We start from the raw sequence: 11,494 nt of genomic DNA, 5'->3' as shown, positions 1-11,494 counted from the left end.
GGGCGAAGTTGTAGGCATGGCCGCGGCAGTTTGTCATGCTAATAAGGCTTATCCACGGCAGGTTTACACCCATTTCTTGCCCCAGTTGCAAGCGTTAATGGAGCGTGGAGTGGGGGATGCCAACTTGCCTAACAACCAAAACTATAACGAAGGATGGGTGCTTGAACAGCCACCGCGACTTGAAAGCAAACATGTAGACCAAGAACAAGATGAATAAAACCTCAACCCCAACCCCTCTCCAAAGGGAGAGAAGAGTGATGTATGGCGAAATGGCAACTCAACATTAATTACATAATGCAATGAAAAAACTAGTTATTATCATGCTGTTGGCCGCCTTTGTCTGCACGGCAACAGCACAAAAAAATGCGCAAGGCGCAGCAAAGCGGGCAGTTCAGTTCACTGTTCTGCAATGGAACATTTGGCAGGAAGGAACGCTAATACCTGGCGGTTTCGAGGCCATTGTTGGCGAATTGCAAAACTTGCAGCCCGACTTCGTTACGCTTAGCGAGGTGCGCAACTACAACGACGTTGACTTTACCCATCGTCTTTGTCAGGCATTGAAAGAAAAAGGGCTAACCTATTATTCTTTCCGAAGTAAGGACTCGGGGCTGCTTAGCAAGCACCCCATTATCGATTGGCGACCCATCTTCTCCGAAAACCGCGACCACGGCAGTATATATAAGCTGGTGGCAAAGGTTCAAGGCGTTGAGGTGGCCGTGTACGCAGGGCACCTTGACTATCTGGATTGCGCCTATTACAACGTTCGTGGCTATGACGGCAATACGTTTAAAGAAACAACTAAGCCCGAAAGCATCGACGAGGTGTTGCGCCTGAACGACTTGTCGTGGCGCGACAACGCCGTACAGATTTTCCTTAACGAGGCTGGCCACGACATCGCAGCTGGGCGTTGCGTGGTATTTGGCGGCGATTTCAACGAACCTTCACACCTCGATTGGATACATGCCACGGCCAATCTATACGATCACAACGGGATGTCCATACCTTGGACCGTGTCGACGATGCTACAACGCGCGGGCTTTAAGGATAGTTACCGCGTGTTATACCCCAATCCCGTAACGCATCCCGGCTTTACCTACCCGTGTTTTAACATCGCGGCAGAGATGTCGAAACTTACTTGGGCGCCAAAGGCCGACGAACGCGAACGCATAGACCTTATATATTATAAAGGGCGTGGTATGGAAGTGGACAAGGCCCAGATATTTGGCCCAAACGTCTGTGTCTGCCGTTCGCAACCTGCCCAGGATAAATGGGACGACCCCATTTTATTGCCCAAAGGCGGCACATGGCCCACAGATCACCGCGGTTTGCTGGTTAAATTTATCGTGAAGTAAGCTGCCCATTGGTGCTTAATGGTTAGCGGTAGGGCGTATTCTTGCTTGTGCTTTGGCTCCCAAAGCGCAAGCAAGGCCTGCTGTAGCCTAATTATATCTATTCTACTGCCATGATACAACCGTTTTTGCAGCAAAAAGGAGGTTATCGTAAACTTCGAGTTTATCAAGTGGCAACCATAGTATATGATGCCACTTACTATTTCGTGTCGCATTTTCTCAACTCGCGCGACCGCACAACCGACCAAATGGTTCAGGCTGCGCGGTCGGGCAAGCAGAATATTGCCGAAGGAAGTGAGGCCGCAACTACTTCGGCAGAAACAGAAATAAAGCTAACTAATGTGGCAAAGGCTAGCTTAGAGGAACTGCTTGTTGATTATGAAGACTACCTTCGCGTGCGGGGAAAGGTGCAATGGACACCTGAACATCCGCGATTTGAACGGATGAGGCACTATGCAAGCAGTGACCGCATCGGGCATGAGTACACTAAACTTCTGCCAAAGTTGACTGATGAGGAGTTGGCTAACCTCTGTATAACACTTATCAACCAAGCAACTTATATGCTCCGACATTTGATTGACAAGCAACAAAAGCAGTTTTTACAGAATGGTGGAGTAAGAGAGCAAATGACAAAGGCTAGGCTGAAGTGGAGGAAAGAGAATGGGGGATGATGGACCGGCCGGACCGGCCGGACCGGTCGGACTTGTCTGACCAGTCCGACTAGTCCGACAACAACCATCCCCTTATTTCCCTACTTCTGCATTCTCATCTCGCAGGTAGTACAAGTCGCCAGCCAGAATTTGTTTTACCCTTGCAAACAGCTCAATACCCATCAGCGTGAACGAAATAGCCTTGCCATCGGGCGAAATAAGGATGCACTTAGGTATGTCGCGGATGCCGAACAGCTTGGCGGCAGGCGACACCTCGTTTTGCGAGTCGTAGGCTTGCAGCCATCCGTCGCGGTTAATGCCCAAGGATTTAACAGAACGTTTCCATGTTTCCTTGTCCTTGTCGATAGAAAGGTTCACCATGACAAACTTATCGGCGGCGTTACGCGTTTCATCGTATATGCGTTTAATGTTTTGCATCTCGTCAAGGCAACCCGGAGCCCACGATGCCCAGAACGTTAGCAGCACATGTTTGCCGCGCAAGTCGTAGAGTTGTATCGCATGCCCATCTTCTAGCGGCAGGCGTATGTCGGGCACTTCTTTTCCTTGGCCCAAGTTCAACGCCTTAATGTTATTGCTTAGCGAACGCGTATAGGGATGCTTGCCCAGCTTGGGCGAAAAGGCTTGCATCAATTGGTCTACGCTTTCCTTATCAAGTATCGGCAACAAGTCGCGTTGTACAAGCAGCGGCGCCAGTGGCAGGTCCTTATGTTCCAGCACAAATTGCTTGCGGTTGGCTATCCATTGCTTTTCAACTGCTGCCCGCAAGGCCTGTCGTGCATCTCTGCCCGCATTAGTTGCCATAAAGTCGTTTCCCTTGCTGCGTTGCAGAGCTGCCACCGAGTCGTTATAATCGCGGTCGCGCTGATTCGCAAGAGCGAAATATGCTTGGTACAGCGTGTTGGTTGTTGGTCCCGACACCTTGGCATTGCCCCCCTGACTGGCTGTTGGCACTACGATGTTCACTTCGCCAGGCTCCACCCAAAAGGGTATGCCTTCCTTTCCAAGCCCCGTTATGTAATAGAGCATGGACGGATGTGTGGGCGTTATTTCGCGGTTAAAGCGGAAACGGCCTTTGTTGGTGACGGTCGAGGCCACTTGTACCAGGTTGCCGTCGCCATAGTCTACGCATAGCGACACATTCTTTACTTTTGCTTTGGCACCTGCTGCCACCAACGACGTTATCTGTCCGCGTATGATGCAGGTTTCCTTCTCTGGTATGAGTGTGGGTGTGGGCAGCTGTGCCGCTACTTTTGTGCTTGCGCCTATTATGGCTATAAGCAATAGACTTAAAGCGTATTTGATGTTCATGGTATTTTATTTTTTTGTGGTTATATCTTTTGTTTCACTGCTGCTTTCATTGTCCTTGTAGTATTTGCTTAGGTGTGTTTAGCGATGCAGTGGTAGTGCTTTCTGTTGCTGCGAATTTATGAGAGGCTTAAAATCGTCCCATTTCATCGCTCTTTCCGGCGACAACCTAACCCTTGTTGAGGATGGGGCAAGGCACACGCGTGTAGCCTTTGGCGGCAGATGCGACCAATATTGCGCATGTTGTTATGGGCTTGAACTTTTTCATGGTTTTATTTTGTACGTTTTTTATTCTCTTTATCCTTTTCTCGCACATGTGTAATATATAATATTGTGCCGTTCAGGTAACGCCTGATAGGTGTGCAAGTGGTTTTCGTTGGCCGTGCGCTGTTGCTTGTGGGCTTTCGGCATCGGCTTGTGCTGTGCCTTCGCTTGGCACTTTGTAGATGCAGTATGGGGCCTTTCCTGCCTATGGCCTGCCGTCTGCCTTACGTTTTTGCTTGCGCAAAGGCCTCGGAAGGTTTTGAGGGTACGCCCCTGTCAACTGTTTTATCGCTGTAAAGTTACAAAAATAATTCTTAATGTAATATAAATTGAAGATTAAAAAAGATTAATTAAGGCGTTTTTGTTGCATTGTTGGTTGATTACGTGTTTATTGTAGTCGTTATTTCGGGGCTGTTGATGCTGGCAGTAGTAAGGGCACGCTTTTTCCGTGCTGTTGACCGCGTGTGTGCATAAAGTTGTTTTGTCTTATTTTCAGCATGATTTTTAACATAATAAGTGCCCTTTTTATCGACCAATCGTTCACCTTGCCCCAAAAAAACGATTCTCGCGAAGGTTGTTTTTGATGAAGAAAGGGGCTAATCTGCGAATGCAATAAAATGAATATTTATTTCAAAGGCCTGCCATTTGAGCCGTTTTTCTTGCTGTTTGGTGCAAAGTGCGGTGCATTTTGGTGCAAAACGCAGTGCAATATGGTGCAAAACGCAGTGCGTTTTGGTGCAAAATACGACATGAAATGGTGCAAAACGCAAGGTGAAATGGTGCTAAATGCGGTGCTAAACGGCACTAAATGTAAGGCGAAAAGCATAAATATACACTGCAATGGTATAAATAAAACCTTTTAGACCCATGAAAAACATGACTGAAAGGGGCAAAATTGCCGTTGAAAAGTGGAATTTTAGGGGTTAAAAGGGTGTAATCGGACTTGAAAAATCGTGGGTTGCCACCCAAACTAGAAAGGCAAAATGGTGCAAAATGCAGGTTTTGTTCTTAAAAATGGACAGGGTAAGAGGGGTGAAAGACTCGAAATGGTATCAATTTAACTACTTTTGAGCCTGTTTTTTCGCTAGAACAACGTGGAAGTTAGAACGAGATTGTAAAATAAAAAATAAGAATTTAAGATTCTAAGTTGATGAGTTTTTGAGTTGATGAGTTTTTGAGTTGATGGGTTTTTGAGTTGATGGGTTTTTGAGTTGATGAGTTGATGAGTTGATGAGTTGATGAGTTGTTGAGTTTGTGAGTTGATGAGTTTTTGAGTTGATGAGTTGATGGGTTTGTGAGTTTGTAAGTTGATGAGTTTGTAAGTTGATTAGTTTTTGAGTTGATGATTTTTAAGTTGATCTCTTCTGGAGTGGTTTGGCTTTCGTGAGTTTATAAACCAAGGAGTTTATAAGCCAAAGAGTTGATAAGTGCTGCACTTCGTATATGAGAGGCGTGTTTATCTTGTATTGGCATCACAAAGATGGCAGATTTCTTTCAGTTTATTGGAATATCAAAGGTCGAGACGGTTTTTATTCCTTAGTTTTAAAACCCTCATTGCCTCTGTGGCTATTTTGTCGCTCTTATCATCTGCCATTCTTCTTAATAAATCCATTGGGATTTTCTTGTTTCTTACAACAGCCATTCGAATTGAGAAATCAGGGTCTTTCATCAAAGTCTCAAATATATATCTGTCATTTCTGTTTTTCATAGCAACCGTAAACCGAACATCCGAGTTGCTGTCTGTACAAAGAAGTCTTAGTACGTCAATGGGTATATGTTTGTTGTGAACGAGCCACGCTTTCCTTTCAGGATAATTATGAATTATCTCAGAGATTACTTCGGAAGATAATGGTTCCATTTTGGTTCTATTATTATCTTCCAAGTTGTTGCTGCCTGCTAATTTTATATATTCTTTTATGTTGTCAATCATATAACAATCCTCCGCTTTTTCTTTTTCTCCTTTGAAGTTATTTTGGTTTTCTCTCTCTTCGGCAAAATTACTTGTAAATGCGATATAGCCCCATTTCACCCAGCTAGTTTGTGTGGTGTTGGACCTATTTCAAACACTTCTATATGGGTCCATTCATATATTTGTTCAGCACCAAAGCCTGCATCTGCGCAGAGAAAGATACCCGATGCGGAAAAGGCTGAGGCCTTAAATACGGGAAATAACTTCTGAAAGGGACAAAACGACGTCATATATGTTTTTTGTTCTTCTGTAAAAAGCGCAATTTCTCCTCTTAAAGGCCTGTGCCTGTTTGTAAAACCAACGTGCGCTTGGACTATGATTTCTTTTTTGTTTTGATGCGGCTCTTGATAGAGCGCACGCTACCTGGACTAATTCCCAGGATGTCGCCGACATCAGTTTCGCTTTTTCCCAACTTACCCGTTACGATGAGGAAGAGGTATTGACGGGTAGAAAGGTTGTTGTAAGTGTTGTCTAACGAAAGCATGAATGTTGGGTCGGCAAACTTAAAATACTCGATGAAATCGGCGAAATCGTTCGTGCTCCAATGTACGGTGGAATGGTTTTGCAGTATGCTTTCGTACAGCAGCTTGCCGTTGCTCAGCACTTTCAGTTCTTTATCTTTAAGGTTGTTCACCCTTTGTCTGAGCGAGTTCAGTTCTTTATTGGCCTCGGTTTGCGACACTTTAAATTGGTCAATGCGGTCGCTGTATTCGCTAATGAGCAGTCGTTTCTCCAAGATGCTGCGCTTGGCTCTGGCCACCTTATACTTATGGTACAGCACCAAGGTGATGACCGACAGTACCAGCACCAAGGCCAAGCAAGTGATGTAAATGCGATACGAGCGTATTTCGCGCTCGCTGGCCTCGATGTCGAATCTGTTTTGTATTTCGTAGACGTTGTTGGCCTGCCATTCCTTTTGTTGTTTTTCTTTGAAAATGAGCAGCGAGTCGGCCGTGTTGGCAGCTCCCACGTAGTCGCCCATTTTCTGTTTCAGTTTGAAAAGGTTGTAAAGGGCTTTCTCGCGTGTGTACACGTCGTCGCTTGCCAGGGCTTTTTGCAGCAGGTCGAATGCCTTTTGATATTGTCCTTGCCGGATATATAGGTCGGTAAGAATGGTGTACGTGTAGCTGTCGGGTCGCTCTTTTAGTGCGCGAAGTATGAATTTGGCCGATTTCACCGTGTCTCCCTTCTGGCTGTACACGTCGCTGATGTTGGCCAGCAGCACGGTTTGGCTTTCGGTGTCGAGGTGTTTGTACAGCTTAAGCGCTTTAAGCAGGTAGTTCAGGTTGCTGTCGGGCATGTCCAGTCCGCTGTACGCATTGGCGATATAGGAGAGGCTGTACGCCATCCACAGGTCGTTGTTGGCGCGTGTAGCCATGCCGCGCGCCTTTTCGGCATAATTCAGTGCCGTGTTGTAGTTTTTGGTGCAGAGGTTGATGTAGCTTAGTGTAGAGAAAATTTTGTGCATCAAGGCCAATCCGCCATGCCCTTTGGCGGTGTTTTCGGCTCTTTTCAGCAGTTTTATGGCGGCAGTAACGTTGTTGCGGTTGAAGAAAAGGATGCATGCCTTGTAGTAGTATGCGCGCGCCAGCTGTTCTTTGGGCCCGTGTTGTTCGTAATAAAACACGGAGATGTCTATCGAGTCGTTGTCGATTGAAATCATGTTTCGGTAGGTAGCTTCGGTTTTAAGCAGCGTAAAATAGGCCATTTCATCGCTGTTTTCCATTTCGTGTATGGGTATGGCCTGCACAAGCGTGTAGGCCTTCTCCACGTTGTCTTGACTTAACAACGAGTCTATCTGCTCCAGTCTAGACAGTGTGCGGTTATGGCAGGCGCACATCAGCAAGGTTAGGGCAAGCAGCGCGAAAATGGAGTGTTGTTTCTGGGCGCACATCATTGTTTGTGATTTCGTTGATAGCAGTCCGCTTTCATGGCGCATGCAAGGTTGTTTGACAGTTCTGTTAAATCTCCGTTGTAGCTTGTCGGTCTGAGCTGAATGGGAAATCTTTGTCCATCAGAGGGCGGGTTTCGCTTGTGCGGCATGTATGGCGGCTCATTGGCAAAATTATGAAAAATAGTTCGTATTGCAGCATCTTTTCTTCCTAAATGCAGATAATTGGCCGTATTTTGTTGCTTAGGTGCTGTGTTGCACGTTTTTTAGCGGCATAAAACAATGGTTGTAGGGTGTAGCAGATGGGTGTGATAAATGGGCTGCAAAGACGAGTAACGCCTGCACACACAGGCTGGGGCGATGAGGCTGTGGGGGAGAAGGGTGGCTAGGGGGTGGGCCGCTTTGCCAACTTGGCGTTGCAAAAGCCCATTGTGTTGTTGCTTATTTGGGCGGCATGTTGTGATGAGGCGCGTGCGGATTTTATGTTCTTAAAACCGCATGTTTGTTGTTGTCGGGCACCGGCATATTGGCCAATTCGTTTCTGAAATTTGGAATATCATCGGACTTTTTCGTTGCAAATTAAGCCATTTTCAGCTTGTTGTAAACCCTCGAAACCCCTTTGTTCATCGGGATGTTGCAGTGCAACACTTAGTTACATCATCGAATTTTCCATTTTGTTGGTATCGATAAAAGGTGTATATTTGCGAAAAATTGTTTTGCGCCACTTTTCAGATAGCTGCAACCAACCCAGCGTTACCTATCAGCCACCGCAACACTCCTATATAATGTATAGGCATAAAAAGGGTGGTTTAGATATGGGCCTAAAAGGCGGCGGCGGAACAGAAACCTTAACGATGAAACCCGAACGTCTTAATCAACCATCGAATAACTAACACTAAACAAGAAACAAAAGGGTTAAATAACAGATTTACAAACTCGAAAATTGTAATACCTATGCGTAGAAACTTATCAAGACCAGCGAACGTGATGTTCTGGCTCATGGCATTGTTGCTGTGTTGGAGCCAGGCGCATGCACAAGGCCCGGGCTCAACGGGCAACATTACGATTGAAGGCATAGTAATCGACAACAACACGAACGAACCCGTTGTGGGTGCCACGGTGAAACTTAAAGACGGAACCAAGGGCACGGTTACGTCGGCCGACGGAAAGTTCGTGATGACAGGCTTGTCGGTAGGCAATGTGGTTCACGTTAGTTTTATCGGTTTCAAGCCTCGCCAGTTTACCGTGGGCAAGAAACGATTTGTAACAGTTTATCTGGAAGACGATGCCAACCAGCTGGACCAGGTGGTGGTTACGGGGTTTCAGAAACTGAAGAAAAACAGTTTTACGGGTACGGCCACGGTGGTGACCGGCGACGAGTTGCGAAAGGTGAACGTAAAGGATGCCGTGAAGGCCTTGGAGGCTTTCGACCCTTCTTTCCGTATTATCGACCGTGGCGGATTTGGTTCGGACCCCAACCACATCAACGAAATCAACATCCGCGGTGCATCAAACATCCAACGCCAGGAGTTCGATGCCAACGGCCAAGCGCTGGAACGGCGCACCAACCTTTTGGGAAACCCCAACATGCCCATCTTCATGCTCGACGGATTCGAGGTGCCTGTACAGAAAATCTACGACATGGACATCAACCGCATCCAAAGTATGACCATCCTCAAAGATGCGGCAGCCACGGCACTCTACGGCTCGCGCGCGGCAAACGGCGTGGTGGTAGTAACGTCCGTACCCCCGAAAGTAGGCGAGATACGCATCGATTACAACACTACCCTGGAACTAACCTTCCCCGACCTGTCGGACTATAACCTGACTAATGCCGCTGAAAAACTGCAAGTGGAGAAAGACGCAGGTATTTATACGGCCAAAGAGAACTGGCAAAAGGAGGAAAAGGAAATTCTGTATAACAATAGGCTGAATGAGATAAGGCGCGGTGTGAATACCGATTGGCTGGCTAGACCGTTACGTAATGTGATGAACTGGCGTAACAGCGTTATGCTTTCGGGTGGTGTAAACTCGATGCGTTATGAGTTGGCTTTCAACTACGACAATAACCGTGGTGTGATGAAAGGTTCGTACCGCAACCGTTGGGGTGGTGGTTTGAAAATAGACTATCGTCTACGCGAATGGTTACAGATACAAGACAACGTAACCATTAATCGCACCTCGTATGAGGATTCGCCCTTCGGTTCATTCTCAAACTACGGCACATATTTGCCTTACGATGCCATTTATGGTGAAAATGGCGAGTATCTGCAAAAGCTACCCCAATCAGGACAGGTGAACCCCCTATGGCAACAGCAACAGCTGGAAAGCTATAATGGACGAGGCACCATCACCGACATTACCAACAACTTGGGTGTTAACGTGTATTTCACCCCCACCTTCTATTTAAGGGGAGCCTTTGGCATAAGCCAAGTACAAACCAACGACGACAGTTTCATCGACCCAAAGCACCCCTCTTTCAAAGGGCGAGTAGAGAACAAACGAGGAGAACTAAGCATATCCAAGAATAGCGACCTGAAATGGAACCTGAATGCAACGCTCCATTTTAATCAACGCTTTAAGAAACACTTTGTGAACTTAACAAGCGGTGTAGAGGCTATTGAGACCATTTCGCATCCGATTGCTTACAAATATCAGGGTTTCAGCCTCGGCTCGCAGAACAAGCCATCGTATAGCGCGTCTCAGGATGGTGTTACCAAGGATACAGAAATAAAGGTGCGTACGTTCGGATTGTTGGCCGCATTAAATTACACATACGATGAAATTTATTTGCTAGATGCATCGTTCCGTCTTGATGGTTCATCGCAGTTCGGTGTAGAGCGGCGTTTTGCACCCTTTGCCTCCATCGGCGTGGGTGTGAACATGCATAATTACGATTTCATCAAACGTATGCCTTGGATAAACAGCTTGCGTTTAAAAGGCACATACGGAAGTACAGGTAAGGTTACCTTCACACGTTTCGATGTGATAAGCAGCTACGGACACGCACCGTCATGGTATTACACAGGGCCCGGCTATTTGCTGGCAACATTTGGAAATCCCGACTTGTCTTGGGAGTTGACGAAGACTTTGGACCTAGGCTTTTCTTTGGAACTGTTCAAAAGGCGTTTCTTCTTGGAAGCTACCTACTACCACAAAGCCACAGACCGCATGATAGACAAGGTAAAGGTTCGCCCCTCGTCGGGATTCGACAGCTATAGTGGAAACGTAGGCGGTGTGCTTAACGAAGGTATAGAACTAAAGACCAATGTAACTGTTTTTAGAAACAGGGATTGGGCTGTGGTGCTTAACGCCAACTTAGCCCATAACAAGAACACCATTACAAAGCTAAACCCTGCGATGGAAGAGTATAACAAGAAAATACGTGATAACTACTCTTCAGAATCTTCTGGGCGTGTTTCTACCTTGCCACCGCTACTTTATTACGTGGGTGCATCTACCTCGGCTATCTATGCCGTGCCCTCGTTGGGTATCGATCCCGCCACGGGAACAGAATTCTTCCGTAAGTTAGATGGAACCGTGACACAGGTATGGGATAAGAACGACATGGTTGTTTGTGGCGACTTTAACCCTGACGTGCAGGGTACTTTTGGCATTAATGTAGCATGGCGAGGCATTTATCTTAACGCAGGATTCAAGTATGCGTATGGTGGACAGGCCTACAACAACACGTTGGTGTCGAAGGTGGAGAATGCCAACATTGAAAAGGAGAACGTAGACAGGCGTGTCTTGACCGACCGCTGGTACCGTGTGGGCGACGTTTCGCAATTTTATGGCATACGTGAAAGAGGTCTCACCAATAGGTCGTCACGTTTTGTGCAGAACGACAATTTTGTTTCGTTCAACAGCTTGTCCATTGGTTACGACTTCAACAAGCGAATAACTTCTCTCTTCAAACTTAATGCCCTCTCTGTGGTTTTCAATGCCGCCGACCTAGGCCGTTGGAGTACCATAAAGGTGGAACGAGGACTCTCTTATCCTTATGCGCACACATATAGTCTTACGTTGCGTGCATCTTATTAGT

7 protein-coding genes and 1 pseudogene are annotated in these 11,494 nt (G+C 46.5%); 5 read left to right on the top strand and 3 right to left on the bottom strand.

Annotated features, from left to right (window positions below):
• The 3 genes and pseudogenes from BN93_RS07105 to BN93_RS07095 form a co-directional block, all read left to right on the top strand.
• A pseudogene (locus BN93_RS07105) lies at nt 1–217 on the top strand (FAD-dependent oxidoreductase); the annotation flags it as partial.
• Nucleotides 218–299: 82 nt separating this feature from the next.
• Nucleotides 300–1,352, top strand: a complete 1,053-nt coding sequence (locus BN93_RS07100; protein WP_019187648.1) for an endonuclease/exonuclease/phosphatase family protein — start codon at nt 300–302, stop codon at nt 1,350–1,352.
• Nucleotides 1,353–1,462: 110 nt separating this feature from the next.
• Entirely contained in the window at nt 1,463–2,020 is a 558-nt protein-coding gene (locus tag BN93_RS07095; protein WP_019187647.1) for a four helix bundle suffix domain-containing protein, read from the top strand.
• A gap of 72 nt (nt 2,021–2,092) precedes the next feature.
• Here the strand turns inward: BN93_RS07095 and BN93_RS07090 are convergent, their stop codons facing one another.
• The 3 genes from BN93_RS07090 to BN93_RS07075 form a co-directional block, all read right to left on the bottom strand.
• Nucleotides 2,093–3,328 (bottom strand): TlpA disulfide reductase family protein, encoded by a 1,236-nt coding sequence (locus tag BN93_RS07090; RefSeq protein ID WP_019187646.1) that lies wholly within the window; start codon nt 3,326–3,328, stop codon nt 2,093–2,095.
• Between the two features lie 1,771 nt (nt 3,329–5,099).
• A complete protein-coding gene (locus BN93_RS07080) occupies nt 5,100–5,618 on the bottom strand; it encodes a HEAT repeat domain-containing protein (RefSeq protein ID WP_019187643.1) in 519 nt (172 codons plus the stop codon).
• A gap of 253 nt (nt 5,619–5,871) precedes the next feature.
• Nucleotides 5,872–7,497: a tetratricopeptide repeat protein gene (locus BN93_RS07075; RefSeq protein ID WP_232211132.1), complete on the bottom strand. Its 1,626-nt coding sequence runs from the start codon at nt 7,495–7,497 to the stop codon at nt 5,872–5,874.
• A 653-nt stretch (nt 7,498–8,150) separates the two neighbouring features.
• Here BN93_RS07075 and BN93_RS17495 point away from each other — a divergent pair.
• A complete protein-coding gene (locus tag BN93_RS17495) occupies nt 8,151–8,342 on the top strand; it encodes a hypothetical protein (protein ID WP_157462746.1) in 192 nt (63 codons plus the stop codon).
• Nucleotides 8,343–8,403: 61 nt separating this feature from the next.
• Nucleotides 8,404–11,493, top strand: a complete 3,090-nt coding sequence (locus tag BN93_RS07070) for a SusC/RagA family TonB-linked outer membrane protein (protein ID WP_044260063.1) — start codon at nt 8,404–8,406, stop codon at nt 11,491–11,493.
• Nucleotide 11,494: the final 1 nt, after the last annotated feature.

This window comes from Prevotella conceptionensis 9403948 (genome assembly GCF_000312305.1).
Lineage (GTDB): Bacteria > Bacteroidota > Bacteroidia > Bacteroidales > Bacteroidaceae > Prevotella > Prevotella conceptionensis.
The sequence above is the reverse complement of the archived record's forward strand: the minus strand, read 5'-3'. Positions and strand labels throughout refer to the sequence as shown.